Source organism: Synechococcus sp. 1G10 (genome assembly GCF_002252625.1).
GTDB lineage: Bacteria > Cyanobacteriota > Cyanobacteriia > PCC-6307 > Cyanobiaceae > Regnicoccus_A.
The window spans coordinates 1-26,766 of record NZ_NQKW01000032.1 but is presented as its reverse complement, the minus strand read 5'-3'; the positions used below and the strand labels follow the sequence as shown (position 1 = coordinate 26,766).

At 62.6% G+C, this 26,766-nt stretch carries 34 protein-coding genes and 1 pseudogene; 17 read left to right on the top strand and 18 right to left on the bottom strand.

Features of this window, described 5'->3' with window-relative positions:
* A partial coding sequence (locus tag CJZ82_RS16445; protein ID WP_143593735.1) for a transposase occupies positions 1 to 494 on the top strand: 494 nt, incomplete at its 5' end.
* 149 nt (positions 495 to 643) lie between these two features.
* On the opposite strand, the gene CJZ82_RS18115 is transcribed toward CJZ82_RS16445, so the two are convergent.
* Positions 644 to 1,279 (bottom strand): hypothetical protein, encoded by a 636-nt coding sequence (locus CJZ82_RS18115; protein ID WP_143593734.1) that lies wholly within the window; start codon positions 1,277 to 1,279, stop codon positions 644 to 646.
* A gap of 273 nt (positions 1,280 to 1,552) precedes the next feature.
* On the opposite strand from CJZ82_RS18115, the pseudogene CJZ82_RS19195 reads away from it, so the two are divergent.
* The 11 genes and pseudogenes from CJZ82_RS19195 (at position 1,553) to CJZ82_RS18525 (ending at position 6,990) form a co-directional block, all read left to right on the top strand.
* A pseudogene (locus CJZ82_RS19195) lies at positions 1,553 to 2,727 on the top strand (ISAs1 family transposase).
* Positions 2,728 to 2,978: 251 nt separating this feature from the next.
* Positions 2,979 to 3,239: a type II toxin-antitoxin system Phd/YefM family antitoxin gene (locus tag CJZ82_RS16430; protein WP_094556828.1), complete on the top strand. Its 261-nt coding sequence runs from the start codon at positions 2,979 to 2,981 to the stop codon at positions 3,237 to 3,239.
* Positions 3,240 to 3,668 carry a type II toxin-antitoxin system VapC family toxin gene (locus CJZ82_RS16425; protein ID WP_094556827.1) on the top strand — a complete coding sequence of 143 codons (429 nt, stop codon included), beginning with the start codon at positions 3,240 to 3,242 and terminating at the stop codon, positions 3,666 to 3,668.
* Positions 3,669 to 3,768: 100 nt separating this feature from the next.
* Positions 3,769 to 4,005: an AbrB/MazE/SpoVT family DNA-binding domain-containing protein gene (locus tag CJZ82_RS16420; RefSeq protein WP_094556826.1), complete on the top strand. Its 237-nt coding sequence runs from the start codon at positions 3,769 to 3,771 to the stop codon at positions 4,003 to 4,005.
* Positions 4,005 to 4,541 carry a type II toxin-antitoxin system VapC family toxin gene (locus CJZ82_RS16415; RefSeq protein WP_143593733.1) on the top strand — a complete coding sequence of 179 codons (537 nt, stop codon included), beginning with the start codon at positions 4,005 to 4,007 and terminating at the stop codon, positions 4,539 to 4,541. The genes CJZ82_RS16420 and CJZ82_RS16415 overlap by 1 nt, the downstream gene beginning before the upstream one ends.
* A 29-nt stretch (positions 4,542 to 4,570) precedes the next feature.
* A complete protein-coding gene (locus CJZ82_RS16410) occupies positions 4,571 to 4,885 on the top strand; it encodes a ribbon-helix-helix protein, CopG family (protein WP_094556833.1) in 315 nt (104 codons plus the stop codon).
* Positions 4,876 to 5,226: a type II toxin-antitoxin system PemK/MazF family toxin gene (locus tag CJZ82_RS16405; RefSeq protein ID WP_198949822.1), complete on the top strand. Its 351-nt coding sequence runs from the start codon at positions 4,876 to 4,878 to the stop codon at positions 5,224 to 5,226. The genes CJZ82_RS16410 and CJZ82_RS16405 overlap by 10 nt, the downstream gene beginning before the upstream one ends.
* Positions 5,227 to 5,295: 69 nt before the next feature.
* On the top strand, positions 5,296 to 5,880 hold the full coding sequence (locus CJZ82_RS16400; protein WP_094556824.1) for a Uma2 family endonuclease: 585 nt from the start codon (positions 5,296 to 5,298) through the stop codon (positions 5,878 to 5,880).
* An 82-nt stretch (positions 5,881 to 5,962) separates the two neighbouring features.
* A complete protein-coding gene (locus CJZ82_RS16395; RefSeq protein ID WP_094556823.1) occupies positions 5,963 to 6,223 on the top strand; it encodes an AbrB/MazE/SpoVT family DNA-binding domain-containing protein in 261 nt (86 codons plus the stop codon).
* Positions 6,220 to 6,603: a type II toxin-antitoxin system PemK/MazF family toxin gene (locus CJZ82_RS16390; RefSeq protein WP_094556822.1), complete on the top strand. Its 384-nt coding sequence runs from the start codon at positions 6,220 to 6,222 to the stop codon at positions 6,601 to 6,603. The genes CJZ82_RS16395 and CJZ82_RS16390 overlap by 4 nt, the downstream gene beginning before the upstream one ends.
* Positions 6,604 to 6,837: 234 nt before the next feature.
* Positions 6,838 to 6,990, top strand: coding sequence for a hypothetical protein (locus CJZ82_RS18525; protein ID WP_158218618.1), 153 nt, complete (start codon positions 6,838 to 6,840; stop codon positions 6,988 to 6,990).
* 130 nt (positions 6,991 to 7,120) lie between these two features.
* On the opposite strand, the gene CJZ82_RS16385 is transcribed toward CJZ82_RS18525, so the two are convergent.
* The 4 genes from CJZ82_RS16385 to CJZ82_RS16370 are packed head-to-tail and all read right to left on the bottom strand — an operon-like array spanning position 7,121 to position 9,640.
* Positions 7,121 to 8,101 (bottom strand): glycosyltransferase family 4 protein, encoded by a 981-nt coding sequence (locus tag CJZ82_RS16385; protein WP_094556821.1) that lies wholly within the window; start codon positions 8,099 to 8,101, stop codon positions 7,121 to 7,123.
* On the bottom strand, positions 8,098 to 9,006 hold the full coding sequence (locus CJZ82_RS16380; protein WP_143593732.1) for a hypothetical protein: 909 nt from the start codon (positions 9,004 to 9,006) through the stop codon (positions 8,098 to 8,100). Before CJZ82_RS16380 ends, CJZ82_RS16385 begins: the two co-directional genes overlap by 4 nt.
* The gene (locus CJZ82_RS16375) at positions 9,003 to 9,389 is read right to left on the bottom strand and encodes a type II toxin-antitoxin system VapC family toxin (protein WP_094556819.1); all 387 of its coding nucleotides are present in this window, start codon (positions 9,387 to 9,389) and stop codon (positions 9,003 to 9,005) included. The genes CJZ82_RS16380 and CJZ82_RS16375 overlap by 4 nt, the downstream gene beginning before the upstream one ends.
* The gene (locus CJZ82_RS16370; RefSeq protein ID WP_198949821.1) at positions 9,389 to 9,640 is read right to left on the bottom strand and encodes a type II toxin-antitoxin system Phd/YefM family antitoxin; all 252 of its coding nucleotides are present in this window, start codon (positions 9,638 to 9,640) and stop codon (positions 9,389 to 9,391) included. The genes CJZ82_RS16375 and CJZ82_RS16370 overlap by 1 nt, the downstream gene beginning before the upstream one ends.
* A gap of 120 nt (positions 9,641 to 9,760) precedes the next feature.
* On the opposite strand from CJZ82_RS16370, the gene CJZ82_RS18110 reads away from it, so the two are divergent.
* Positions 9,761 to 10,339, top strand: a complete 579-nt coding sequence (locus CJZ82_RS18110; RefSeq protein ID WP_143593731.1) for a hypothetical protein — start codon at positions 9,761 to 9,763, stop codon at positions 10,337 to 10,339.
* A gap of 114 nt (positions 10,340 to 10,453) precedes the next feature.
* On the opposite strand, the gene CJZ82_RS16365 is transcribed toward CJZ82_RS18110, so the two are convergent.
* The 4 genes from CJZ82_RS16365 to CJZ82_RS16350 are packed head-to-tail and all read right to left on the bottom strand — an operon-like array spanning position 10,454 to position 13,503.
* The gene (locus CJZ82_RS16365; RefSeq protein ID WP_094556817.1) at positions 10,454 to 11,020 is read right to left on the bottom strand and encodes a hypothetical protein; all 567 of its coding nucleotides are present in this window, start codon (positions 11,018 to 11,020) and stop codon (positions 10,454 to 10,456) included.
* The gene (locus tag CJZ82_RS16360; protein ID WP_233130334.1) at positions 11,007 to 11,813 is read right to left on the bottom strand and encodes a glycosyltransferase; all 807 of its coding nucleotides are present in this window, start codon (positions 11,811 to 11,813) and stop codon (positions 11,007 to 11,009) included. The genes CJZ82_RS16365 and CJZ82_RS16360 overlap by 14 nt, the downstream gene beginning before the upstream one ends.
* Positions 11,807 to 12,931 carry a glycosyltransferase gene (locus tag CJZ82_RS16355; protein ID WP_158218617.1) on the bottom strand — a complete coding sequence of 375 codons (1,125 nt, stop codon included), beginning with the start codon at positions 12,929 to 12,931 and terminating at the stop codon, positions 11,807 to 11,809. Before CJZ82_RS16355 ends, CJZ82_RS16360 begins: the two co-directional genes overlap by 7 nt.
* A gap of 35 nt (positions 12,932 to 12,966) precedes the next feature.
* Entirely contained in the window at positions 12,967 to 13,503 is a 537-nt protein-coding gene (locus tag CJZ82_RS16350) for a WcaF family extracellular polysaccharide biosynthesis acetyltransferase (RefSeq protein ID WP_233130333.1), read from the bottom strand.
* 59 nt (positions 13,504 to 13,562) lie between these two features.
* On the opposite strand from CJZ82_RS16350, the gene CJZ82_RS16345 reads away from it, so the two are divergent.
* Positions 13,563 to 13,811 (top strand): hypothetical protein, encoded by a 249-nt coding sequence (locus tag CJZ82_RS16345; protein WP_094556814.1) that lies wholly within the window; start codon positions 13,563 to 13,565, stop codon positions 13,809 to 13,811.
* Positions 13,811 to 14,221 (top strand): type II toxin-antitoxin system VapC family toxin, encoded by a 411-nt coding sequence (locus CJZ82_RS16340; RefSeq protein WP_094556813.1) that lies wholly within the window; start codon positions 13,811 to 13,813, stop codon positions 14,219 to 14,221. The genes CJZ82_RS16345 and CJZ82_RS16340 overlap by 1 nt, the downstream gene beginning before the upstream one ends.
* Here the strand turns inward: CJZ82_RS16340 and CJZ82_RS16335 are convergent.
* The 8 genes from CJZ82_RS16335 to CJZ82_RS18520 all read right to left on the bottom strand — a co-directional run bounded on the left by CJZ82_RS16335 (position 14,194) and on the right by CJZ82_RS18520 (position 22,460).
* Entirely contained in the window at positions 14,194 to 15,417 is a 1,224-nt protein-coding gene (locus CJZ82_RS16335; protein ID WP_094556812.1) for a glycosyltransferase family 4 protein, read from the bottom strand. The genes CJZ82_RS16340 and CJZ82_RS16335 overlap by 28 nt on opposite strands.
* Positions 15,414 to 16,583 carry a glycosyltransferase family 4 protein gene (locus tag CJZ82_RS16330; RefSeq protein WP_094556811.1) on the bottom strand — a complete coding sequence of 390 codons (1,170 nt, stop codon included), beginning with the start codon at positions 16,581 to 16,583 and terminating at the stop codon, positions 15,414 to 15,416. Before CJZ82_RS16330 ends, CJZ82_RS16335 begins: the two co-directional genes overlap by 4 nt.
* A 52-nt stretch (positions 16,584 to 16,635) precedes the next feature.
* Positions 16,636 to 17,430, bottom strand: coding sequence for a glycosyltransferase family 2 protein (locus tag CJZ82_RS16325; protein WP_094556810.1), 795 nt, complete (start codon positions 17,428 to 17,430; stop codon positions 16,636 to 16,638).
* A 6-nt stretch (positions 17,431 to 17,436) separates the two neighbouring features.
* Positions 17,437 to 18,609, bottom strand: coding sequence for a glycosyltransferase (locus CJZ82_RS16320; protein ID WP_094556809.1), 1,173 nt, complete (start codon positions 18,607 to 18,609; stop codon positions 17,437 to 17,439).
* Entirely contained in the window at positions 18,606 to 19,751 is a 1,146-nt protein-coding gene (locus CJZ82_RS16315) for a glycosyltransferase family 1 protein (RefSeq protein ID WP_094556808.1), read from the bottom strand. The genes CJZ82_RS16320 and CJZ82_RS16315 overlap by 4 nt, the downstream gene beginning before the upstream one ends.
* Entirely contained in the window at positions 19,745 to 20,818 is a 1,074-nt protein-coding gene (locus tag CJZ82_RS16310) for a glycosyltransferase family 4 protein (RefSeq protein ID WP_158218616.1), read from the bottom strand. Before CJZ82_RS16310 ends, CJZ82_RS16315 begins: the two co-directional genes overlap by 7 nt.
* Positions 20,819 to 20,959: 141 nt before the next feature.
* The gene (locus CJZ82_RS16305) at positions 20,960 to 22,108 is read right to left on the bottom strand and encodes a DegT/DnrJ/EryC1/StrS aminotransferase family protein (protein WP_094556806.1); all 1,149 of its coding nucleotides are present in this window, start codon (positions 22,106 to 22,108) and stop codon (positions 20,960 to 20,962) included.
* Positions 22,109 to 22,154: 46 nt separating this feature from the next.
* A complete protein-coding gene (locus CJZ82_RS18520) occupies positions 22,155 to 22,460 on the bottom strand; it encodes a hypothetical protein (RefSeq protein WP_158218615.1) in 306 nt (101 codons plus the stop codon).
* Between the two features lie 1,210 nt (positions 22,461 to 23,670).
* Here CJZ82_RS18520 and CJZ82_RS18105 point away from each other — a divergent pair.
* Both CJZ82_RS18105 and CJZ82_RS16300 read left to right on the top strand, forming a co-directional pair.
* Entirely contained in the window at positions 23,671 to 24,366 is a 696-nt protein-coding gene (locus tag CJZ82_RS18105) for a hypothetical protein (protein ID WP_143593728.1), read from the top strand.
* Between the two features lie 79 nt (positions 24,367 to 24,445).
* Positions 24,446 to 25,117, top strand: coding sequence for an FkbM family methyltransferase (locus CJZ82_RS16300; protein WP_158218614.1), 672 nt, complete (start codon positions 24,446 to 24,448; stop codon positions 25,115 to 25,117).
* Between the two features lie 21 nt (positions 25,118 to 25,138).
* On the opposite strand, the gene CJZ82_RS16295 is transcribed toward CJZ82_RS16300, so the two are convergent.
* Positions 25,139 to 26,365 (bottom strand): hypothetical protein, encoded by a 1,227-nt coding sequence (locus tag CJZ82_RS16295; RefSeq protein ID WP_143593727.1) that lies wholly within the window; start codon positions 26,363 to 26,365, stop codon positions 25,139 to 25,141.
* Between the last annotated feature and the right edge of the window lie 401 nt (positions 26,366 to 26,766).

Below are 26,766 nucleotides of genomic sequence, written 5' to 3'. Positions count from 1 at the left end.
ATGCCTATAACGAAGGTAATGACCTGATTGCGCAGGCTGAAAAGTACAAACAAGACTATGACTGCTATCCAGAACGCATCTGCGCGGATCGCATCTACATCAATGCCAAGAACCGACACTTTTGCGCGAGAGTTGGCATCCGGCTGTCGGGTAAACGACTGGGCAGGCCACCCAAGGATCCAGAGGTTAATGCAGCTCACAGGCAACAGCTTATTGCCGATCAGCGCCGACGCAATGAGGTGGAAGGCGTTTTTGGCACAGGCAAGCGCAAATACCCCTTGAAATTGATCATTGCCAGACTATCCGCTGGCGCTGAGGGTTCAATTTCAATGAGCTTCCTTGTGATGTGCCCGGATAAGATCTTGAGGCTGCTGCACCTCTTTTTTGTATTCCTTTTCGCTTGGCTTAGGAGTCTTCTTGATCTCAATTCCATGGACTGCGGTGCCAACAATGATCCATGTCCCAAGTGGGATGATTTGCCGGTCACTGTATAGCCAGTCTTGTGGGCTCCGCTATTGCGCATCCACCACCACTAAAGGACCGGTCTTGTCTACGGCTCTTTATAGGGAATCCACAGTCAACTACGCATTAACTTGCAATATAAAAATTTGAAGCAGCCAATTAAAGGCAGAAGAATTATGTCTTAGGCTGCTGGCAGCGTATACCTTCGGCGTAGTCGACCTAAGAACAGAAGAGGAATTGCTGCTAATGGGGAAAACGGTGACGGAACTGCCTGGAGATCGCCTTCAAGACACTTATCATTGCCATTGTTTTGCCATACAGTACAAACTGTACTAAGACCTGCAAGGCTGTAAGTACCAATAGAATTGATTGTTGGTTGATTATTTAAATCAATCAAGGGATTAGTCAAACTAATCGAATAAGTAGTTGGCTTAGAAGCAGTTCCAGTAGGACTTAGATTAAATACAACATTTGGACCGGTAAATGTCAACAAATTAGTGGCTGTACTGTAAGTGCCATTGGTAAATGTGAGAGTATAAGTTCCGGGCTTCTCAATGGTACTTGTTGCAGTAAATGGTGAGGTAACAACAATATTGGTACCATCAAAAGTAAAATTTGCTGATGTAAATACTAAAGTCTCAGTGGATGTGGTGGCTGTATTACAGTTAACCCCTGTCCCTCCATTAAACTCATTACAATATTGATAACTTACTGGATTTGGTAAAAATGAAAAGTTTGATATAGCTTGGGCATTTCTCGGGAAAATAAAACTGACAGCAATCGTACCTACAGCCAAAAGCTTTTTGAGTAGATTCACGTTATCTATACAGCTTTTGACATTTTGCCATACTGCTGGCTTCAGCTTCCCGCTGCATGGCACTTTGCCAACTGTCTACAATGTGTCCTCGGGGCCTATCAGGAAAGTTGTCCGCTCGGGGTGCTGAGCTGAGCACCAAAATGGAGTGTACTGCGGGTTGAGGTTCACAGGCCGCGCGGCTGGGGTGTCGTTGTCATCGATGGCTGTCTTCGGTCGGGATGGGACAGGGCTGATTGAAAGTGTGTCACAGGCGCTCTGGCCTGGGCTGCCTTTGTGGGGTTCAGTCGGTGGTACCGCCCCGTCCTTGTGCTAAAAACCGCTTCTGCCGCAACGGATCTTGATCTGATCAGTTTCCTGCAGGCGATTCCGGATACCCGCATGCGGCGTGGGGTCCGCATTTCGGCCTGGTATCTGCTGTTGGTGGCGGTGCTCGGAATCCTGAGCGGTTGCCAGAGCCTGAGGGATCTGGAGCGGTTCGCTCGGCGCCACCATTCGGTGCTCACTCAGCAGCTGGGTCTTGAACTGCGGCGGCCCCCATCGGATTCGGCGTTCCGCTACTTCTTCCTGCAGGTGGATGTGGCGGCACTCTGCACGGCGATCCGTGACTGGACGATCGCTCAGATCCCTGGTGGTGCAACGGAACTGGACCAACTGATTTGTGATGGCAAGACGCTGCGGGGTTCGATCGAGCCCACCGCTGGCGGTGGTTCGGCGTTCATTGCACAGGTGACGCTGTACTCGGCCGCCCTGGGTGTGGCGATCTCCCAGGCCTGCTACGCCACCGGTGAGAACCACGAGCGGGCGGTGCTGAAACAGCTACTGGGCGACCTCAACCTGGAGGGGGTGCTGATCCAGGCGGATGCCCTCCACACCCAGAGACCGTTTTTCATCAGCTCCAGGAGCAGGGGGCCGACTTCCTCCTGACGGTGAATGCCAACCAGAAGACACTGCATCGCCAGATCCGATGCCAGTTCCAGGGGAAACGCCACATCCCTGTTGAGGCAGATGTTTTCGAGGAGGCTCATGGTCGTGCCATCACCTGGACGCTCCGCGCCAAACAGGCACCGGAGCACATCCGTGAGGCCTGGAGAGGCACCAGCTGGATCGTTGAGTTGAACGCCAACGGCACCCGAGGAGGCAAGCCGCTCAAAGCCACGCACCGATTCCTCACCAGCCTGCGGACCACCCCAGAAGCCCTGCTGCAACTGGTGCGCGACCGCTGGAGCATTGAGAGCTGGCACTGGATCCGTGACACCCAGCTCCATGAAGATGCCCACCGCTACCAGGGCAATGGAGCTGGGGCGATGGCCACGCTCAGGACGGCAGCCCTCAACCTGCTCCGACTGGCTGGATTTCAGTCGATTCGAGCCGGCATGCAGGCCGTAACTCACGACATCACGGCGCTACTGGCGATGACGACGAGAAAGCCAAAACCAAGCTCGAGTTAAGACTTTGAATCAGCCCTGGGGACGCGGGCGAAACCTGCCAGATCCACGCTCAACAGCAACACCGCCTCGAAGGTTTACGGCGAAGCCAGCCACTGAAACCGTGGGTTGGGCAGCATGAAGAGCTGGCTGCGGGCCGCGCGGGGATCAACCGCCTGGATCCGCTCCAGGGGAATCACCTGCTCCTCATCAAGGACAGTTCTTTTCGGCTCTTAATCAGCTAGCTAGCTTGTTTGACTAGCCAGGATCAGGCCATGACATCGGAAATCTGGACCCTGCAGGACGCCAAAAACCGCTTCAGCGCAGTGGTAGACGCCGCCATGGCCGGTCGACCCCAACTGGTGACACGGCGTGGCAAACCCGCCACGGTGGTGTTGGGAGTTGAGGACTACGAACGTTTGCGCCGTCTCGAGCAGTTGCACCAGCCCAGCCTGGTGGAGCTGCTGCTGGAGCTGCCTCAGGACGACGGCAGCATCGAGCGCGCTGAACTGGAGCCCCGGCCCTGGGAGGAGTGAGTGTTTCTACTGGATACGGTCGTGATCTCAGAACTGCGCAGGCATGAGCGGGATCCAGGCGTGGTGGCCTGGCTGAGTGAGCTGAATTCCGATGATCTCTATCTGAGTGTGATCAGCCTGGGAGAGATCGAGCGGGGCATCGTGATCAAGCAGAATGTTGATGCCGTATTCGCCAGGCGTCTGCAGGGCTGGCTGGAGGGATTGCTGTTGTTGTATGGCCAGCGGATCCTTCCAGTGGATGGCTCCATCGCCCGACGCTGGGGCCAACTTTCAGCCCGTATCGGGCATCACGGCGCTGACCTGATGATTGCGGCCACGGCGCTGGAGCACAACTTGCAGGTGGTGACACGCAACGTTCGCCATTTCATCCCCACAGGGGTGGAGGTGCTGAATCCCTTCACCGGGCCGGGTAGCCCTCATAGGGCGTGAGGTCAGCAAGGTCAGCCTCGATGCCGCAGTCGGCGATCACGGAGTGCGTGACACCTTCGCCGCACAAGTAAGATTCTTACTGAGACGTGGGAGAGTTTGGGTGCGCATCACCAGCAAGGGACAGGTCACGATCCCCCAGGCCATTCGTGAGCAGGCGGGCTTGCATCCCAGCTGTGAGGTGCAGTTTCGGCTGGTTGGCGACCGGGTGGTGCTCGAGAAGGTGGAAGACGAGGGGCAGCAGCGGGCCCAGGAGGCGATAACCAGGCTGCGGGCCCACCAGCCGCGCTCCGGGCTCAGTACCGACGCGATCCTGGCCCTGTGCCGAGGAGAAACCTGATGGCTGCTGCCAGCCCGTCAGGGGTGATGGTGGATTCCTGTGTGCTGCTGGATGTGATCACCGCCGATCCTCAGTGGGAATCCTTGAGTGCTGAGCACCTGGCCCGCTGCCTGGCCGCTGGACCCGTTGCGATCAATGCGGTGATCTATGGCGAGGTGGCTTTTGCCTATGAACGAATCGAGGCGGTGGATGAGGCGCTGCCACGTCACATCTACACCTATCGGCCGATTCCCCGAGAAGCCGCCTTTCTGGCGGCCCGCGCCCATGGCGCTTACCGCTCCAGAAGTGGCACACGTCAAATGATCCTCCCGGATTTCCTGATCGGTGCCCATGCGGTGATCGAGCGCTTCGGGCTGCTCACGCGTGATGCCCACCGCTATCAACAGGCCTTTCCTGGGCTGCAGCTCATCACACCCGCCAGATCTGGAAGGCCTGGAGGGGCACCGACGGATTCGTCACACCTTCTGAATGGATGCCAATTCGAACGGCACTGCAGCCGTGCCGTCGAGGCCTCGATGAGCCGTACTACAATTTGAGATACAGAAAAACTTGCAGAATGTGCTCCATGGGTGCCGTCAGCCTGAGACTGCCTGAGGATCTTGAACGAAAGCTCAGCCAGGAAGCCAGCCTCAGCGGCCAGCCCCGCTCCCAGCTGATCCGAGAAGCTTTGGAAGCACTCCTCTCCCGCAGGGAGCGCGAGCGCCTGGAAGCGGCCCTGGTGGCCGCCGCCAGGGTGCTGGCCTCCGACCCAGCGGCCTGCGCCGAAGCCCTCGCCACCGCGGCCGACTTCCTCCCGGCCGAGAACGAAGCCACGGAGCGGGCGGAGACAGATGCCGTAAGTGGCGGTGCCGATGCTGTGGACGGGCCCTGGTGGCGCTGATTCGCCGCGGCGAGATCTGGGTGGCGTGCCTTCACCCGAATCATGGCGCGGAAGTGGGCAAGATCCGTCCGGTGGTGGTGATCCAGGCGGATCCGCTTTCGGAAGCGGGTCTCGCCACAGTGCTCGTTGTGCCTCTCACAACCCAGCAGCGCCGCGGTGCCGAGGCCCTGCGGGTGAGCGTGCCCGCCCGTGATCGGCTCCTGCGCGAGAGTTATGCCATGGCCGAACAGCCCCGTGCCCTTGAGCGCACACGAATCGGTGAAGGCCCCCTCACCAGCCTCAGTGCTGAGGAGATGGCCGTCCTGGAGCAGGCGTTGCGGGGGGCGATGGGGATGGCGTGAACGCCTGACCATGGATCTAGCCGAAGTCTCCTCGCTGTGATTCGTGCTCTCGGCTCCTAGCCTCGAACCATGCTCACGCTTCCTCGCCAGCTCAGCGGTGCCCTGCGCCTCACGCCGGTGCAGTTCGCCGAGCTGTGCGAAGCGAATCCTGACGCCGTTCTGGAACTGGAGCCCGATGGTCGGCTTGTCACGATGACACCCACCGGAGGAACCACCGGGGCTCGCAACAGCACGCTCGTCTCGCTTCTCTGGCTGGCGGCTCGGCAGGCCCAGCTGCCCGTGAAGGTGTTCGACAGCTCCACCGGCTTCCTGCTGCCGGATGGATCCGTGCGCAGCCCGGATGCGGCGGTGGTGTGCCTGGATCGCTGGAACAAACTCAGCGAACCGGAGCAACGGGCCTTTCCGCCGTTATGTCCGGATCTGGTGGTGGAGCTGCTCAGCGATAGTGACCACCTGCCCGATCTGCAGCGGAAGATGGCGGCCTACCAGGCTAATGGCGCCAGCCTGGGCTGGCTGCTGATCCCGGACAGCCGCACGGTGGAGGTGTGGCCGGCCCGTGGTGAACCCCGGCGGCTGGTGAATTCCGCCTCTCTTTCCGCCGAGCCGGTCCTGGCGGGATTGGCGATCAACCTGGCGGAACTCTGGGCCGCCTGACAGATCGTAGGTGCTGCTGGGGCGCCTTCGGCTGCCTCCGCCAAAGGAGAGGTCTATACTTTTGTTTATACGCCGCCTCTTCATGGCCCCCACTCGTTCCCGCCTGGCCGTGCGCCGTTGGGGGAACAGCCTCGGCATCCGCCTGCCCGCGGCCATCGCCCGGGAGGCACGGCTCACGGAAGACCAGGCCGTCGAACTCTCCGTCGTTGCCGACGGGGTTCTGATCCGGCCCGTGCACCGTCGCCTTTCCCTGGCGGAGCGGCTGGCGGCCTATGAGCCCCTTCCTGGCGAACCCACCGAGGCCATGGCCTGTAAGCCGATCGGGGCTGAGGTTGTCGAGTGAGCCTCCGCCGTGGGATCCAGGGCTGGATACCCGATCGTGGCGATGTGATCTGGATCGACCACAACCCACAGGCTGGTCGTGAGATGAAGGATCTCCATCCCTTCGTGGTGCTGTCCACGGCTCCCCTCCACTCCATCGTGGGTCTGGTGGTGGGCTGTGCGATGACCTCAGCCGCCTACAACCGTGGCTCCACACTTGCCGTGGATCTTGGCCCCATCCCCGATCGACCCGGCAGCCACAGCTATGTGCTCTGCCAGCAGATCAAATCCTTCGACTGGCGCGCCAGAGGGGCGCGCCCCCATCCAATGGGCCAACTCCAGGAATCCCAGCTGGACGAGGTGATGACGATCGTGGGGCAGATTCTTGGTTTCGCCCTCTGATCGGCCATCGCTCCGAGCATGACCGAGCGGCCTTTCGGCGCTTCTTCTCGCGGCAACAAGGACTGCTGGTGTCGCCCCGGCCGGTGGTCACCGTGGTCTGTCCCCTGGTTCCTACGACGGTCGCACCCCGCCTCCTGGAGTGGATCCGACTTGGGGGAATGGTGCTCCATGAGCTCCCAAACACTACCCAGGAGATGATTGCCGCTTGGACGCACCAAGTCGAGGATCTGCCCATTGTCCGCCGACAATGAAGTTGACCTGCGCCAAGGGACTTGGCGCGGGACAGACGGTATCCGCCTCTACGGCCAGCATGGAATCCACGCCCCGCACCAGCAGGTCGGCCATCTTCTTCTGGCGCAGTTTGCCGAGCTGTGCAAAGCGATCTGACCTGGTGCTGGAATTAGAGCCCAATGGCCGGCTTGTCACGCGCGTCCGCTCCTGTGGCTGGCTGCTGATCACAGCTGGTCTGGGCTTGTCGCTTGTTGGGCTCGGGGTGGTAGGGATGGCCCGAATGGATTCAGCCTCCCCGCCCCTCGGCCTGCTGAACGGTCGTGGAAAACGGCACCGCCAGCGTGCGATCGAGCGCCACACCCCAGGCCAGCACCACAGCCGCAGCGGCCAACCCAGCCACCACGCCACCTGCCAGCACCGCCGCCCCAATCAGCGTGGTGGCCACCACGTAGGCCAGGCAGACCCGACGGTGTGACCAGCCGGCCTGCTGCAGGCGCTGGTAGAGGTGCAGCCGATGGGCTTGGAACACCGGCTGGCCGGCCATCAGCCGCCGCAGCACGCAGATCAGGGCATCGGCCAGTAACGGCAAGGCCACCAGCAGCAACGCCAGGCCGCAGGCAGCGGTGGGCGCCTGCAGCACCATCCCAGCGAACACCGCCCCGAGGAAGGTGCTGCCTACATCCCCCATGAACACCCGCGCCGGGCTCCAGTTCCAGATCAGGAAGCCCAGCAGGGCCCCCACCAGGGGCCAGAGCCAGCCGGCCTGCAGGCTCAGGGCAGCAACCGTAAACAGCACCACCGAGCAGCCAGCCACCAGCCCGTCGAGGCCATCCATGAAGTTGAAGAAGTTGATCACCGCCGTGATCGCGACCACCATCACTGCCAGCAGCAGCCAGCCGACCCAACCGCTCAGCAGCCTCGCCGGCCAGGCAGCCAGCAAGGCCCCAGCGGTGGCCAGCTGAACCCCGTAGCGAAGTGCCCCCGGCAAGTTAAACCGATCATCCAGCAGGCCTACCAGCGCCAGGGGCAGGGAGAGCAGCGGAATCGGCGGCGGCGCAGCCGTACCAGCAAGGCTCCCCGCCGCGGCCACCAGCACGAACGCCACGCCACCCCCCCTGGGGGTGGGTGCGCTGTGGGCGCTGCGGGCGTTGGGCTGATCGAGCAGCCCGCGCAGCAGCAGGGGCAGCAGCAGCAGCAGCAGCAGCCAGCAGGCCAGGCCCGCCAGCGGCACGCTGACCCAGGGCGGCGGCAGCGCGGCGGTGGTCATGGGGCCTGCACGTCAAACGGCCGGGGCGCCCGCCTCAGCAGGTCGGCAGCTCGGGGGAAGCCCGCCAGATCGGCGCTCAGCCGTTGGACGGCCGCGAACGTTTTCGGCGACACCAGCAGCAGGACCGAGGCCAGCCATTGAAACAGCGGCGTGGGCAGAGCCAGCATCCGGCAGTAAGCCGCACGAGGATCACCCGCCTGAATGCGCTCCAACATGTCGTGGTAACTCAGGGTTTCATCCCCCCCTACAGGCAGCACCGCCGAGTCCGCTGCACCTGTGAGCAACGCCCGTCCCTGCTCCAGCGCCACGGCCGCCAGATCCGCTGCGGCGATCGGCTGGCGCAGCCCCGTGTGGGCGGGAAGGGGAAGCAGTGGCAGCCGCCGAAGCAGGCGGCGGAGAGCTTCCACATTGCGGTCGGCGTGGTGCTCGGTGCGGCCGTAAATAAGAGTGGGGGCAAGGATGCAGGCCGGCACGCTCAGGCTCGCGCAGGTGTCTAGAAGCTGCTGCTGGGCATTGTTCAGGCGCTGCACCAACTCCCGATCGAAGCGGTTGCCCTCGAAACGCTTGGTGATCACGCTCGAAGAGGAACAGGCCACCACCCTGCGCAGACCAGCCAGAGCCTGCGGCTGCCTGGCCAGCAGGGCCTCGAGAAAGGGTGCCATCAGCCAGATGTGGACGAAGGCGATCCAGATCTGGGGACCCGGCGGCAGAGCAGAGGCTGCGGCCGCCAGGCCCTCTGGGCTGAGGTCGCTCAGATCACACAGACGCCACTGATGGCCTGCTGTGCCTGGGGGTTGGCGGCGGCCCAGGCACAGCCAGGGCGTGTCAAGCGGAAGCTGCTCGATCAGCGCCTCGCCGCAGAGGCTGCCAGCCCCGAAGAGCACCAGGGTGGGCGGCTCGCTCACCACAGCCTGCGGCAGGGAAAAGCCGCCAGGGCGGGATCGACGGTGACCAGGGTGAGGTCGTCGAGTTCCGCCTGAGCGGCGAGAAGCCGATCGAAGGGATCACGATGAGCCAAGGCGTAGCCGCCGGCCCGCAGGCCATGGCGCCAGCTCACTGGAAGGGAGACGAATCCCTGAGCCTGCAGCAGGTTCCATCCCTCCTGCATCAGGACTTCGGCGGATGGCAACCGACCCAGGCGATGCTTGGTGGCGATTTCCCAGGCCGACGCCGAGCTCACGAACACCCTCTGCTCTGGATCACCAAGAACCTCCAGCACCGCTGCAGAGAGGCGCTCCGGTTCGGCCAGCCACCACAGCAAGGCGTGGGTGTCGAGCAGCAGTTCCATCAGGGAAGCAAGGAGGTCTCGATGGCCTGCAGCTCCTCTTCAGGGAGTGGAGCCATCAACTCCTGAGGCCCCGGCAAGTGCAACCGTCCGCGCAGCACGCCGGGTTGCCGCCTGGCCTGGGGCTCCTCCAGTGGGACGAGTCTGGCCCAGGGCCGCCCGCCCTTTGCCACCAGGATCGTCTCGCCGGCATGGGCCGCATCGATCAGCCGTGAGAAGTGGGTTTTGGCCTCATGCACATTCACGGTTCGCATCACCTGAGACCCTGCACCTACGACAGGTTAGTCCACACGTGGACCCATGCGTGCTTGCTGACATAGCCGACCAGAAAGAAAGCCGATAGGTGGTTAAGGTAGAAATGCTTAGTGCTTATCATGAAAGTTCATTCCAGGCACTACGGGCTCCTCGCCGCAGCAGCCCTGTCCATCTCTGCCTTCTGTGCTGAAGCCAAGGCGATTCAGTACACCCTCAACAACGTCACAGCTACCTATACAGCCCCAAGAACCGGCAACCCCAGCACACGGACAATTACGGTCGGTTTTTCAGGCAGCTTCAATTTCACCGGCTCTTCGATCAGCAACGTTGCGATCACAGCTACTGGCGAAAGTCCGTCGACAATTAACTTTACTGCTGGATCAACCAGCGGAAACCAGCTGACCTTCACAGGTGTGTCCCCCAACCAATTGATCTTTACATTGTCTAGCCCATTGGTCGAAGCGCCCAACACTTCCCTGTCCTTGTTAACCCCAGGCAGCATCGGAAATGTTTGCGTCAGCTTCGCGGGAAACGGTACCTGCTTTCAAAATACCTTAGGCACTGCCACCTTCAATCCCAATAGCGTCACAGGCACCATCACCACTCCTGTTCCGGCACTCCCCCCAGCAGCAATCTCCCTGATCGCCCTCGCACCTTTGCTTGCCCTCAGAAAACGCTATTGCAGCGCAACAGCTTGAACGATGCGGCATCAGCTTGGCCTGATGGGGCGAAATCAAGTTGAGAAACAGGGAACGTAAGTATGTGCTGTGATGTGGCACATCGTTGAAAGGCTGTGGTACGTCCTGATCGCCTCATCGATAAAGCCTGCCATCCCAGCCCGTCGCTCGCCAGACCTGCGCGCGCCACTGATCCCGCACCCGGCGCAACGGATGCTCGGAGGGTTCATCGATCGGCACCCCCAAACCCTGAACCCGGATCCCCGCACCGCCCAGCACGATCTCGCCAATGGCCAGGACCCTGGGCAGGTGGGGCTGATCGCTCACCAACGTCACCTGACCAAGGGGCATGGTCCGGTGGCGGTGCCGGATCCAGTCGGCCAGACAGGTGAGCTGGCCCACCGTATCGACGCCGCAGGTGAGCGCGGTGACCCGTGCCATCGCCGCCGGCCCCGGCTGGCGGGCCGCCAGTTGCCGGCGGGCGATGCCCTGCAGGTAGGGGAAACCCTGGATCACCAGCTGGTGCGTGGGATCCTGCTGCCAGAGATCAAGGGCTGTGATGGTGCGGCGTGGGTCCTCGGCGAGCACCACGATCGCTGCGCCGCCAGCGGCGGGCCACAGCCGTGGTGCCAGCCAGGGCCAGCTCAGCCAGACGCCGGCCGCCGCGATCGCGGCCAGGGCAGCGGGCTCACGGCAACGCACTGATGATCCTCTGCAGGTAGCGCATCAGGAACGGGACGGGCCAGCACCAGCCGAAGGCCCGCCGGTAGGCATGGCGCACTTCCTGCAGGCGGCGGCGATGCTGCACGCCGCTGACGCCACCTGGCGCCATGTGGACCAGTTCCAGATCGAGCACCTGCACCCGCAGATCGGGCCAGCGGGAGAGCTGCAGGAAGTAGTCGAGGTCAGCGGAGAGGCGAAAGCCCTGGGCATAGCGGGCCAGCCTCTGGCGGGCGCCGGGCCCGATCAACGTGGCCTGGTGGGGCGGCGTGGACCCCAGGAACAGCGATCGGCGGTAGGTGCCTCGCCAGCGGAAGGCCGTGGACCGCCCCGGGGTGGCATCCCCCGGAGGTGAACTCACGTAGCGGCCCCGGCACACCAGCAGATCCGGCTGCGGAGTCAGGGCGGCCAGGGCAGCCACGGCCCGCGAGAACACATCCTCGGCTGCGGCCCAGTCGTCGGATCCCCAGAACAGCAGCCACTCGTGGGGGCCGGCGGCAGCGAAGCCCTGGTTCATGGCGCCGAAGATCCCAGGCTCGGCAGGATCCTGGGGTTGCCAGCCGAACCGAGCATCCTTGAGACAGAGCTGATCAAGAAAGGCTCGATGGTCGCGTCCACTGGGACCGTCGATGAACAGCACCCGCCAGCGCGTGAACGTCTGCCGACGCAGCGACTCCACCAGCCGCGGCAGCAGCCGCTGCGACTCCAGGGTGGGAATGATCAGCAGGAGCGCTGGCTCAGGCGGGGGAGCATCGGCGCTGGTGGGGCTCAGCACGAGCCAGCCGCCTCCTGCTCCACAAACTCTGGACACTCCGCCGCCCCGAGCAGCCAGTCGTAGAGCTGGGCGGTCATGGCTGCCACCCGAGGCCAGCTGAACTGCGCCTCCACCAACGCCATTCCCCGAGCGCCCATCGCCGTTAGTTCGGCCTCGGGAAGGTGCATGAGCTGGTGAATCATCCGTTCAAGGTCGTCAGCAGTCGGCTCCACCCTCAGCGCTGCGACCACGGCGTAGGCCTCCGGCAGATTGCAGGCCGGGCTGAGCAGAACCGGCAACTGCCAGCTCATCGCCTCGAGCGCGGCTATCGGCAGCCCCTCACTCAGGGAAGGCAGCACGAATGCCGAGGCGGCTGCCAGACACGCCTCCTTTTCAGCGTCAAACCGAGGACCGAACACCAGGCAGCGGTCGAGGCCTGCAGACCCTTGGCGAAGGTGCCGGTGCAACGACTCTCCCGGACCCACCAACACCAGCCACCAACCCTGACGCCGCGCCTCCTGGCTGAGGCGGCTCCAGGCCTCCAGCAACGGGGCCACGCCTTTCTTACGGTGCAGACGGCCCAGGAACAGCAGCACCCTCTCGCCGTTCGGCACCCGCCCGCTCCACGGCGGCAGGGGCCGTGGCCTGGACTGATCCAGGCTTGGTGTGCCGTTGGGCAGGATGGCGATGGGTCCACGAAATCCGAGCGCCCGGATCGCCCGGGCCTCGGAGGGGCTGAGCGCATGCAGGCAACGGGCACGGGCCAGCGTTCCGCGTTCCCAGAGATGCCAGGCAGGAGCCTTTTTCCAGCGGCGCCTGGCCAGAGCCCAGGGATCGAGCATGCCGTGGGGAGCGATCACCACGGGGAACTCCGACTCCAGCAACCGCGCCAGGCGGGTGGGGAACTGCCAGAGGCCATGAACGTGAACTAGATCGGGCCGCAGGGATCGCACCTGATCGGCCAGGCGGCAGTCGCCCAGCCCGGGCCAATGACCTGAACTCGTGTACCACTGGGCTGCTTGCCCGCGCTGCTGCAGAGCCTCAACGAGCTGCCCTACGGAGCAGTCGACACCCCCTGGAGCTACCCCGTCGGTGCGGGAGACGTGCAGGATCGAAACCGGCTGGGAAGGCAGGGTCAAAGGATCAATCTGCTGCCGGAGCATAGGCAAGGTGCTTAACGGCGACCCACCACCATCGCCGGATTGCCGGTCATGATCACGCCCGGCTCGATCAGGCCGGAAGCCACCGCGGCCAACCCCACAACGGATCCGGCACCCACCTCGGTGCCGGGGGCCAGCACGGCGCGGGCGGCGATCCAGGCGTCGTCGTCGATTCGGATCGGCGCCACCTTCAGCTCGAAACCATGCGAGCGGAAATCGTGGTTTCCGGTGCAGAGATAGGCGCCCTGGGAGAGGCACACCCGATCGCCGAGGCTCACCGGAGCCAGGTTGTCGATCCACACCGCTTCCCCCAGCCAGCAGTGGTCGCCCACCACCAGGCGCCAGGGAAATTTCACCCGCAGCCTGGGCTTGATCCGGCCACCGCCCCCGATCCGCGCCCCGAACGTCCGCAACAGCCTCTTGCGCCAGGGCGTGCCCGGCAGGTCCGAGGCCAGCAGCGGTTGGCCCAGCAGCAGCCAGAGGGCCTGACGCCAGCGTGGGGCGCCGGGAGTCCACCAGGGGGGGAGGCGGTAGGCGGCGAGATCCTGCAACGGAAGGAGCGCACAGGGATTCACTGCTACCATCAAGCTATCACCATGCAGGCTAACTGGTGGCAAATATCAGTGTCAGAGGGCTGGATGATGCTCGGCTGCAGCGCCTGAAACAGGAGGCGCGGGCAGGGGGGGTAAGCCTGAACCGCAGGGTCCTGCAGGTGCTGCAAGGTTCCTCGGCAGCCCCCGGGTCCGATACTCACCACGATCTCGATGCCTTGATCGGGGCCTGGGATCACGAGGACGCCGCAGCCTTTTCCAACGCCGTTGCGCCGTTTGATGCCATTGATCCAGCGCTCTGGGATTGATGCGGCCCATTGCACTCGATACCAACACCTACGCAGCGTTCCTGCAAGCGGATCCAGTGGCAACCAAAGTGGTGCAGAAGGCTGATGTCATCCAGCTCAGCACTGTGGTTCTGGGGGAACTACTGGCTGGGTTTGCCTGTGGGACGCGAGAAGAACGCAACCGCGATCAACTGGCGCAATTCCTGTCTTCCCCACGGGTCAGTGCCATGCCTCTGACCACCACAACAGCCGACACCTATGCGCTGATCTACCGAGGCCTGCGGCAGCGCGGAACCCCGATTCCGACCAACGACCTCTGGATCGCTGCGTCCTGCCTGGAGCACGGCACGGCATTGTTCAGCTACGACCATCACTTCGCTGCTGTGGAAGGACTGCGCTGGGGTCAGAGCCTGGAAGCGTTTCTTCCCTGAATTGGGAGATCCTCCAACCGGCAGGCAAGCGCCAGCGCCAGAGAAGCCGCTCCCCGCGCAACGCGTGGATGGCGATAGGCCTGGTGGACGGCCTGCTTGAGGCCACCGGCAAAAGCAGCCAGGCTGAACGCCTCCAGCCTCCGCCGTGCGGCGGCCACCATGGCCGCCCGTTGGGGGGGCGGCTGGGCTTCGGCGCGGTGCAGAGCTGCGCTGAGCTGGGCCGGATCCGCCGGGTCAAACAGCCAGCCAGTTTCACCGGGGGTGATCAGATCAGCGGCACAGCCGCAGGCCGTGCTCACGATCACCGGCAGCCCCGCCGCCATGGCTTCATTCACTACCAGCCCCCAGGTGTCCTTGCGGCTGGGCAGCACGAGAGCGGAGGCCAGGCCGTAGGCGCGGGCCACAGCATGCTGATCGAGAAAGGGCTCCAGCCGCACCCACTCCGGCCGCGGCAACCGGGCGATCCCCTTACGCAGGGGCCCAGCCTGCGGTCCCTCTCCACCACTGCCGATCAGCCGCAGCCCCCAGCCGCCGCCCTGGTGCTGATAGGCGGCGTAGCCATCCAGCAATCCGTCGAGATTCTTTTCGGGGATGGCGCGACCCACACAGATTAGATGGTGCTGGCCGATCAGCGGCGGTGGTGCCGACTCCCCACGGGCGCGGGCGGCCTCAGCGGCGAAGAAGGCGTTATCCACCACATCCCAGGGCTGGAAGATGGCTGGTGGAGGGAACCCCAGCCCCTCGAGATAGGAGCGGCTTTCGCGGCCGGCCACGAGCGCGGCGCTGAAGTGGCGCAGCAGCAGGCGCTTGCTCCACTCCTGGAGGCGTTGTCGCGGCCGATCCCGCCAGCGGCTGTCGGCGATCAGGACGACGGGGATCCGGCAGAGTTGGGCCTGGCGGAGCAGCTGCCGGTAAGCCCGGTCGGCCCATCCCACCGTGAGCACCACATCCGGCTGCAGGCCATCGAGCAGGGCGCTGAGTTGCCGCTCGAGCGAGAGGGCGTGTGGATCCTGCTCCGGGCCGGCGGCACCATGGAGCGCATGGCGGCGATAGGTGCCGGCAGGCTGGAAGCTCCAGGGATATTCCTGGGAGTGGGGCCGGGTTTCGAGCACCTCCAGATCGAGATGGGCGAGGGCGGCCTGGAAGCGTGCGTCGTGATACGGGCCGATGCGGTGCAGGGCCAGCAGGGCGTTCATGCGCCGATCGACCCCAGCGCCGCCAGCAGCCGCTCGCCATACCGCGCCCAGCTGTACTCCAGGGCCCGCTGGCGGGCCGCCGCCGCCAGGCGATCCCGCAGGGCCCTGTCGGCCAGCAACTGTTCGATGCGATCGGCCAGTGCCGCGGCGTCGCGGATCGGCACGAGAAACCCCTCGACACCGTCGCGGACCACAGACCCGCACTGGGGTGTGGTGATCACCGGCACGCCACAGGCCATCGCCTCCAGCGCCGAGAGTGCCATGCCTTCGGCGAGGGTGGGCAGCACGAACAGATCAGCGCGGCGGAACTCCTGCTGGATCTGGCTGCGGGGGATCGCACCGAGATAGGTGGGGCCCCGGAAGAGGGGATCGCTCACGTTCACCAGCTGCGGACCCACCACCCGGCACTCGAAGCGCAGGCCCCTCGCCTGCAGCAGGCGGCAGGTTCTCGCCAGCACGTGGCTGCCCTTGCGCAGACCCACCTGCCCCACGACTAGCACCCGGCCAGGCTGGGGATCGGGCTCCAGAGCGAACCACTGCTCCGGCACGCCATAGGGAACGATCCGCAGCCGGGCCGGATCACAGCCCAGCGCCACGGCGGTCTCGAAGCAGTGGGCCGACGGCACCAGCACCCGATCACACAAGGTCCATTTCTCCTGACTGCGGCGGAGTTCCCTCTCCACGGTCGCCTCGCCCGGGCCCGAGGGCTCAATGCCGGGATAACGGCGCTGCTCCTCCAGCAGCAGCCGACCGGCCGCTGGATCGAGGAACTGTTCATGCACCACCTTCAGGCCCCAGTCGCGGGCCTGACGGACGGCGTCAAGGTCGTTGGCAACGAAGTTGGTGTACACGGCCTCCGCCCCGGCAAAACGCTCCCGCAGGGCGCGGCGCAGCACCAGGCCAGCGCTGTCGCCGCGGCAGAGCGTGGCGAGCGGCTGGTCGCGCACCAGCTGTCGCGGCACCCCCGGCGGCAGGCGCCGGCCCAGGAGGCGCTCAAGGGGGGGTGGACGCAGACCGCCGGGCAGCCATCGCGCCAGGGTTTGCAGGGAACGGTGCTCAGCGTGGATGTCGGTGTAGAAGGCGGCCAGGCTGCCGGCGCGGGCCAGCACTGCCGGCACGGCGTAGTGGTGGCGAGCGCCGGGCTGGAGGACGGCATAGCTGAGCATCAGGGGGTTACATCTCCTCAGGCTTGGCTCTCTACAGGGCCCGAGCTGCTGCTCAGTGGCGGGCCGCCGTCTTCAACCGCTCCTCCATCAACATCAAACTCAACAGCAGCTCCACATACATCCGCTGGAAGGCATAGAACCAGCCGCGCCAGCCATCCAGCAGGCCCAGCTTCCACACCAGGCAGAGCAACAGGATGGCGAAGGGGGCAATCACATGCAGGCGGCGGAGGCGGTCGGCAAGGGAGAGCTGCGCCGCGGGGGTTGAGTTCAGCTTGGCCACTTCCAGCCGGAGATAACGCTCCTGCGCCCAGAGCCAGCGGGCCAGCGGCTTGCGATCGTCATGAAGGATGGGCTCGTTCAGATCGCCGCAGCTGCCCTGGAGCAGAAGTTGATGGGCGTGGCCATCATCCACGTAGTGACCGGCTTCCCGGCGGAACAGGGCAATTCGGGGGGGAAGCACCGTGCCTGAAAGGGGCCTGCCGAAGACGCAGTAACGGAAGGGAATCCTGTAGCCAGCCATCGATGAAGATTCGCCGCCGACGACCCGCGCAATGGCCTGGAGCAACCCGCCGGTGATCAGATAGTCGGCATCCAGGCTCAGCACCCAGCCCTCGCTGATCTGCTCCAGCCCGAAATTGCATTGACAGGCGAAACTATCGAAACAGCGCTTCACCACCTCCACCTGGGGATGCTGCCTCAGGATCTCAAGGGTGCCATCGGTGCTGCCGCTGTCGATCACCACGATCCGCCGGGCCCAGGTGAGCCTCTCCAGCACCCGGCCGATGTTGGGCTCCTCGTCATAGGTGAGGATCAGCGGGGTGATCTGGTCCAGGGACTGCACAGGCATCACCGTTCAGAGCAACGGCCGCCGGCGGGCCTGGAGACTTTCGCCATAGGCTGCCTTCAGCTTCGCGGCAATCACCTCCCAGCTGAAGGCCTCGGCCGCCAGTTGCCGCGCCGCCGCGACCATCCCCGCCGGTGGACCCGCCAGGGCGGCGATCAGGCGCTCGGCCAGGGGTTCGGCCTGGCCCGGCACCACCCAGCCGGCGCCGGCCGCCTGAATCTGCTCGGCGATGGCCACTTCTGGAGAGAGGATCGGGGGCGTGCCGGCGGCCAGGGCCTCGATGGCGGCAATCCCGAAGTTCTCCGAGGCTGAGGGCAGCACGAACCAGTGGGCTTTGGCCAGCGCCTCCCACTTCACCTGCCCCTCCAGAAAACCCAGCCAGCGGCAGCGATCGCCCACTCCAAGATCGTCCGCCCGGCGGCGCAGTGCCGCCATGTAGTCGGCCTCGCCATCACCGGCGATGGCCAGCTGCCAGGAGGCACCCGGCGCACGGGCCTGCACCAGGGCCAGGGCATCGAGCAGCACCTCCAGCCGCTTCTTGGGATGGAGCCTGGAGAGAAACAGAAATCGCACCGGTGGGGCAGCCTCCGGCATGGGTAGCCCGAGCGGTGCCTTCACCCCCAGGGGCAGCACCAGACCCGGCGCAGTGAGCCCCAGCTGCCGGGCCTCTTCCTGCTCGGCGGTGGTGGTGAAGTGCAGAGCCGCCGCCCCCTCCAGGTTGGTGCGCTCCAGCAGACGCAGGTAGAGGTGCTTGCGCCGTGGGCCCTGCTGCAGGCTCCACACGCAGAGCTGGCCGATGGTGCTCACCACGTAGGGAAGGCCGGCGCCGCGGGCGAAGGCCATGGCGGCAGTGGAGGGGTAGGAGAACAGGGCATGCACGTGCAACAGATCGAACTCGTTCCCATGGGTCCGCAGCCAGCGGGCAAGACCAGGCGTGAAGGCGAAGTCGCGCAGGGCAACGACTGGCGCAGCCCAGCGCCCCAGCATCAACACAGGCACGCTGTCGACGTCGGTCCACCGCCCGATCGGCAGATCGCTGCGGCTGCCGGAGCCGTGGTCGTTGGTGGTGAGGATGCTCGCCTCCACCCCCACCTGCCGCAGGGCGGCCGTCATCTCGAGGGCAGCCACGCTGGGGCCGCCGCGCAGGGGGCTGATCGAGGGGATCACATGGAGAACCTTCACAGCGGCACTCCCGCGATGTTGGCGTAGAGCGTCTTAAGTTCCCTGCCGTACGCCTTCAGGTTGTAGCTGGCGGCCCGCTTTCTGGCCGGCTCCAGCCGCTGAGAGCGCGCCTTCTGATCACGCCCGTCAGCCTCAATCGTGCCGGCGGCGGCAACAGGATCGAGGGGATCCAGGAGCACCCCCACATCACCGGCCAGCTCCGTGAGCGGAGCGCGATTGCTGCAGTAGACGGGACACCCCTGGGCCATGGCTTCCAGCACAGGCCAGCCGAACCCCTCCTCCAGCGAAGGGAAGATCAGGCCCTCGGCGTGGGCGTAGGCGGAGCGAACCAGGCTGTCGTCCACGTCGCTAAGCGCCATGACCAGCCTGCCAGAGCCGAGGGCTGCCAGCAGCTCCTCTTCCTGGCTGTTGAGCGGTTCACCGATCAACAGCAGCGGGATGTGGATGCCACGATCCAACAACGCGGCGTGAATGCGCAGAACCATCAAGCGGTTCTTGTACCAGGCGCTGCTGCCGACATGCAGCCAGTAGCGCTCCGGCAGGGCCTGATGCCGTTGGGGATCCGGTACCAGAAAGAACGGATCCACCGGGTTCGGAATCAGCGGCAAACGTTCGATGGGGAGCTGCCAATGGGCCATAGCATCCGCACGGGTGGCCGCGGAAACACAGAGCAGGCGCCGGCAGCGGCGCAGGCACCTGGCATTGATCCACTGGTAGAGGCTGAAGCGAGGCGAGGGGTTCGTGGTGCTCTGGCTGGTGCCGGCACGCAGGGCAATCAGATCGTGCAGGGTGAGCAGATGGGGCCGGTGTCCGATCAAGGGAAGGTAGACACCATTGCCCTGATCAAGGATGTGGACGAGGGGGGGGGTGGCTCCGCCTGGCCGGTGCACGATCCAGAGCAAGCGCAGGGGAAACAACACCAGCTTGTCGATAAAACCGGCCCAGCGGAACACACGCGAGCGGGCTGGACACCAGCGCGAGAGAATCGGCTCAGGCCGTACCAGGCGGGCAGGCACCTCCAACAGGCGAAGGGCCCGCTCCACCAGCTCCCCATACCGTTGCATGCTCACCTGGCGGTCGGGGAGGTAATTCCCCACCAGCAGGATCGGGGTTGCACTGAGGCGCCGCGATCCGCTCAGCACTCGGCCAGGGCCCGCTGGAAGGCAGCGATCGTGTGCCTGTAATGCCAGTGATCAGCCGCCCCCTGGCAGGCGGGCTTCTGTTTCGCAAGGGCCTCAGGATCCCGGGCCATGGCTGCCAACAGGGCCGTCAGCTCTGGGGCCTCGCCACTGGTGAACACTGATCCATTCTCTCCAGAAGTGATCACTTCAGCGGCGGCCCCCACACCCGTGGCGGCGAGCACCGGCAGGCCGCAGGCCAGGGCTTCCTGCACCGACACCCCCCAGGGTTCATCGGGGGCGGGATGCACAAACACATCGGCTCGGCCATACCAAATGGGGAGTTGGGAGTAAGCCACGTAGCCGGGGGTGTGCACCGCTGCCCCAAGCGGCGCAATCGCCTCGTGCACCGCCACACGCAAAGGCCCATCGCCGACCAGGATCAGCCTGGCTGAGGGGCACTGGCTCAGCAGTTGCTGGAAGGCAAACACCAGCGTGAGCGGATCCTCACGGTGCGTCCACTTCATGATCCCCAGCACAACGAAGGCCTCAGCCGGCCACTGCCTCTGAGCAAGAAAGCTGGCCCGATCGGCACGGGCAGCTTCAGACTGCCAGGCGAACCAATCGTTATCCACGGCATAGGCAAAGCGATAGCTGGGGCGCTCGATGCCGGAAAGCGTGCGTAGGTAGGCCTGGGCCTGCTCTCCCACGGGGTGCCAGACATGGAAGAGCCGCTGGATCCAGCCCACCCCGAGGCGGCGCAGCCTCCCCCTGATGCCGGTGAAATGGGTGTGGCTGAGCGTGTTGTCGGAGCGCAGCCCGATGCGCTGACCCAGCAACCGCAGCAGAACCGCCAGCAGGAGCTGGGAGCGGGGGAAGTAGCCGCAGATCACAACCAGTGCCGGGCGGCAACGGCGAAGCTGCCAGGCCAGCCGCAGGATCGCCAGGGGCCCTGCAGCCTCGAGGGTGCGGCAGGGATAGGTCTGGGGCGCGAGGTGATCCCACTGAGGAGGAAATCCGAGTTCGTCATCCACCTCGGCGCCAGGAGAAGCCGGAGTGGCGTAGATCACCAGCAGAGGACAGACGCCCATATGGTGCATCAGCCTGTAAAGGGGTGCATCGAACTGCGTTTCTCTGTTCTGGACGATGACCAGACCGGAGCTGGCCCGCTCCGCAGAGTCAGGTCCGCTGCGTTGAGGCGATTTGGCAGAGGAGTTCACGTTCCGGGATTGTCAGCCATCATTCCGATCGGAGAGAGGCTGGCGAATCAGACCGCTGATGTGCTCCACGCTCTCTAGGGCCAGATCGGGATAGATGGGCAGACAGAGAACCTGGCGCGCCGCCCGCACCGCCTCGGGGTAGAGGGCCGGATCGGCGCTGGCATTACTGCGGTAGTACTGAAACTCGGGGATCAGGGGGTGGAAGTAGCGGCGCGTAATGATGCCGTGGCTGCGCAGGTGGTCCACCAGGCCATCACGGCTGATGGGCGAGGCGTCGTCCACTCGTACCGGGAAGTAGGCATAGTTGGGTCGCGCGGCCTGGTTGAAATCGGGCAGATGCAGGTGCTCGATGCCGGCAAGATGGCGCTGGTAGCCCTCCGCCACCGCCCGGCGGCGATCGATCGCTGCCTCGATCCCAGGCAGCTGTGCCAGCCCCACGGCCGCATGCAACTCACTCATCTTGGCGTTGATACCATTGACAGCCACCGTCAGCTCATCGACAAATCCGAAGTTCTTGAGGCGGTCGATGCGCTTTTTCGTCTTGGCGTCGGGGCTGATGATCGCACCGCCTTCAAAGGTATTGAACACCTTGGTGGCGTGAAAGCTGAGGATCGAGAGATCTCCGTGCTGCAGCAGAGAACCGCAATGGCAATCCACCGCAAAGGCGTGGGCGGCGTCATAGATCACGCGCAGGTTGTAGTCATCGGCGAGGCGCTGGATGGACTCCACATCACAGGGGAAGCCGTAGCAGTGCACCGCCAGGATGGCGCTGGTGCGGGGAGTGATGCGTGCCTCGATACTGGCAGGATCGAGGCTGAAGGAGCGGGGCTGGATATCGGCGAAGACCGGCTCGATGCCGTTCCAGCTCAGCGCCTCGCTGGTGGCGATGAAGGAGAAGGGTGACGTGATCACCTCGCCCTGCAGACGCAGGGCCTTGAGAGCCACAAGCAGGGCCAGGGTGCCGTTGGCGAACAGCGAAACGTGCTCCACGCCCAGATAGCCGGCCAGTTCTGCCTCCAGCTGCTCGTGCAACGGGCCACCATTGGTGAGAATGCGTCGTTCCCACACCCCCTCCAGCAGCTTCACCACATCGGCCAGAGGCGGCAGGTGCGGGCGGGTGACGTGGATTGGCTCCGGACTCGGCTCCAGGGGGGAGGTCATCGCTTCATCCGGAAAGGCATTGTGCTAGGTACATCTTGGCAGCGCCTCACACATCCCGTTGACCAGTGAATCCGGATCGTTTTCGGGAACCAGGAAGACGCTCAAGACATGGCACACCAGAGAGCCGATGGCGGTGGTGCTTACCGAGATAAGTGGCCCCCTGCAGCTCGGGAAGAGCAGGGACGGCCAGCAGGGGGCGGGCTAAGCGGCAGTCGAACGAGAAGGAGCGAATCTGCTGCAAACGAGCGTCGTCGCCGTAGGGCTCCAGCCGCAGCCGGGCGTCCGAGAAGCATACCGCCCTGGCAGCTTCACACAAGCTGCTTACCGACGAAGGGGCGGAGGGAAAGCTCATCACTCCTTGAAATTCCGGTCCGCCGGGGACCGGGCCAGGTTGGTGTTTGTTGCGAGGACGACACAGCGGAGGATGCTTGTCACCCGATGCAAACATCAAGGGGTTTGCTGGGCAGCACAGCACACAGCGTGACGGCAGAAAGCCTGGAAAAGTTGGTACACAAGCAAAAAGAACTCAGCCATGACCCTTTGAACAAAGATCTCACCAAGGTTAAATAGGGTATAAGGGCCAGTTGAATTCATTTCCGCTTCGCTGTCTGGCTGCCAGAAATCCGCCTTGGCGCAACTCGGTGCGAGCCAGGGAACAGCAGTTGTTCATCGATGCCCGTGTTTTGCCAGACCAGGCGAATCCTGGAGGAGAGGATATGAGTGGGATCCTCGACTATTACATAGGGCTGTTCGGTCATACTTCACAAGGCTGATTCCAGAATTATCTGAATGAACGCCAGACTTGATGTGTTGAAACATGCTCCTGTAGAAGCGAAGAGTCGTTGACACGTAAACCACTTGATCATGGCGAACATGGACTCGCAAGTTCTATATTATCCAGGAGACAGACGACCATCCCTAGGCATCCCAAGCTCAAGAAGTCAGGAGAGCAATTGGACGCGATCTACAGCGACGAAAACCACAGTTCCCACTCAATAGACGAGAAACTTCGTCATTCCCTTGACGAACTACCAGAGAGGCTGATCGCATACGCCTGAGTGATGTTGCCTCCGGAAATACTTATTATCATACTCCATGTCAACTCATTGAGAAAGAAGAAAGTTCTTCGCAACCGTGGTCAGCAACGATGGAGTCAATCCACGGCGAGCGAACCCATAGTCTTTTCGCCAGGCAGCGTCGATGATTAAACTTGGGCTATATTTGATCAGCTCCCCTTCAATGGCAGTTAGCCTTGGCCTAGCTTGACGCCCTCAATTATTCCTTATGGCCATGGCCGAGGCCTACTCGCCACACCCCAGTTCATGAAAGGCTCTGGGCTGGGAAATCGCCTGTTTCAGTGGGGAGAGTGCCAAGTATTTTGCTATCAATCGGGGGCAAGGTTCGTGGCTCCACGTTGGTGGAGGCCAGTTTTCGGTCACATTCTTCGAGGCACATTACCTAGTGGCAACCCTCTCTCACAGGTAGGCTATGTTGGACTGTTTTGTAGAAGGGCGGATGATTTGCCTTGGTGGCGAGGAATGGCAGCTCGAATGACAGGCAGAGTGATCTCTTACGAAGAAATGGACATTTTGGGAGCCACACAGAAAGGTTCTCTCATTCTTTTTAATCGATTGTCCTGCTCGTTTCAACCCTTGAATGCATTCCACAACCAACTACGTGCCGACTTACTCAGTATCACAAGACGTCGCTCCCTTCAGACCGTCTGGTCATACCCAGAACCGATCATCGGAATGCATTTGCGGTTTGGAGACTTTAAACCCCCTCCAAGAGAAGGTGCTGGTGCAAAATGGGTAGGATGGCTCCAGCAGACACCAATCGAGTGGTTTGTAGAAACACTGCAAGTGCTAAGAAGAGAGGCCACCGAGAAGATTCCTGTTGTAATCTCTTCTGATGGAAACACAAAACAACTCGCACCCCTACTTGAACTGGGTAATGTGAGGGTTCTCCCACCCACCAACGCGCTTGTTGATCTGCTTACGCTAGGCCGTTGCCGCCTCCTGCTGGGGACAGGGTCATCTACATTTTCGGCCTGGGCAAGCTTTCTTGGGCAGCAGACAGCCGTGACGGCGCCAGGCAAGTCCCTGGCCAACTGGGGGCTGCAGCCGCAACGGAATCAGTTGATTGACATTTTCAACCCAAGAGAACCAGATGGAAGAATGATTGATGCAATGCTGAATGCGTTGGATAGGGCCTCATCTCTTACACTTGCTCCGCAGCAGACAGGCAAAAACAATTAGTCACAACATGATGAAGTTCTCATCGCTCATTGCTCAACCACTCTGGAGGTACTACGCCAAACCTCGGCCCTCACATACGTTGAGGGAGATCATTCGAAAAATGCTTAGGTATCAGAATGTCTCCATCCTTCAGGTTGGCGCTAACGATGGAGAAACTGCGGATCCGATCCATGCTCTACTGATCAGGCACAAGGGGATTCATGCTACACGGGTGGAACCACTGAGCGAACCGTTCAAAAAACTTGAGCTGAACTCGAAGCGTTACGCAGCCTCAACGGAGCTTTTCAATGCCTGCGTTTCCAAACATGACGGGATCCTCTCAATGAGAATTCCAAGTCATGCGGAGAATGGCGCGCTCAACACCTTGCACGCCTCAATCTCAAAATCCAGTAAGATATTGCCGCGCCACAAGGAAGGCCAAGTCCAAGAGGTAAAGTCAGTGACGTTTGAAACGCTGTTGAATATTATGAAGGCTCCCAAGCCCGACATCTACATATCAGACTGCGAAGGGTATGACATAGACCTCATCGAGCAGTTGCCAAAAGATTTGCTTGGATTGAGAGTTGTGTACATTGAACTTTGGGACAATCCACAGTCTCCCGAGGCAACAGCAAAAGCTTTATCGAGGATATCAACTGTTCTTGGACGCCATGGATTCAACCGAATCGTCTGGGACGGGCAAGACTATCTATCTTGGAAATCGCCTCGCTTTAGCTCAAGTCCATATGCCGAAGTTCTAAAAGCTGAATAATCCTATAAATAATGAAAAAGCTTATGAAACCGAGGCGATCGAGCCAGAGTTTGGTTCCAGCTCAGCAGAAGACGACTGGTTTATTTGCTCCACGGTGTGTGTATAAACATATGTAGGAAGCGCCAGAAAGGCTCCTAAACTCAGGCCCACGAGGATCAGCACGAAAGGATCTCCATACACTCCACTTGCGGCAATAAAGAACGGCACATTGGCCAGGGAGAAAGCAAGCAATCCGAGATAGAGGTTGCTGCTCGAGGGATCGAAGCTCCGCAGCAGAACGGCATTGCGGACCAGCAGCCTTCCGAACTGCACAAGGATCAGTAGCAACACCACAACACCTGGCAAGCCCAATTCTGTGATCAACTTACCCACGCCAGACTCGCTCACCCAGGGGTTAGCCACCTGGCCAGAGACATTGATTCCAAGCTGGCCAGTCTGCGCAAGTGCACCTGCACCAAGGCCGATGATCTGCGAATTTTCTATCGCCGGCCAGATGGCATTAAATCCAACATTCCAGAAGCGTTGCCAGAGTTCGCCAGGAATCGTGGACGCTCGCCAGAGGAAGGGATTAAGGTCAACCAGCAGATTGGGGAACAAAGCCACAACCCCCAACACGCCGATACCAATAGGACCGAGCACACCTGTGAGGATGCGGTCACGCATGCGCACATCACCTCGCAGTATCTGAAAAAGCAGCATGATCAGCACGAAGGCCACCACCAGCACCAAAGCCTTGCGGCGACCGGTGAGCAGAGTGAGGAACGTGCAGAACAGCGCACCAAGTCCGAAAATATTGCTCGTGGAGCGGCTGGGGCTCGACCAGCCGTACACCAGGGCAAGACAGGCTGCGGCCGCCAGATGCATGGCGGCCAGTTCGCTGGTGCGCCAAAGCCCGCTCGCACCGGCCTGGCTGATGGAGCCGGTATCGGTGGAGAAGTTAATAAGGATGCCACCCCCCACCTCGCTCAGAAGCTTGCCCCACTGCACTCCCTGGTGGGAAAGCCACACCGTGAACGACCAGGGCACCGAGAACAGCAGATAGAGGCCCACAAAGCCACGCAGAGTTGGGGGCGACAGCCCCAACTGGTAGCCCATCCACAGACCGATCAGGGGAGCCAGATAGAAGCCCACTCCGATCATGGTGAGGGTGGGCTGGCCGAACCGCACAAAGGAATTGAAAGCCTGGAATCCCACGATGGCAAGGAAGAGGGGTACCAGCGAAACCAGCTGGGGGCTGCCCAGGAACATCCACTGAAGCTGCAGACCGCCTCGTCGCTGGAAGCAGAGCGCGGCAGTGAGCGTGAAGAAGATCAGGACGAGGCCTACCATCAGGCCAGGCTGGCCGTCGGTGATTTTGCGCAGGGGATCCTGCAGAAAGCCAACAGCGATGGTGATGGCCAGCGCAGAGCGCCAGTTGGAGCCCAGCACCACCAGCGCCAACGGCAGGAAAAGGATGACGACCAGGGTGAGGCTCACGGCAGCACTCCGAATACCTGGTGACAATAGCTGGAGCAACTTGCTTCGGCCATCAGCTGAGATCAGAGCAGACCATTAGGGAAGCTCTGATCAAGACGGCTCAATCCAAACAACCCAGTCTCATTCTCATCAATGAGACGTTATTGAGCAGATTTTGCCCACTGTTCGCTCAC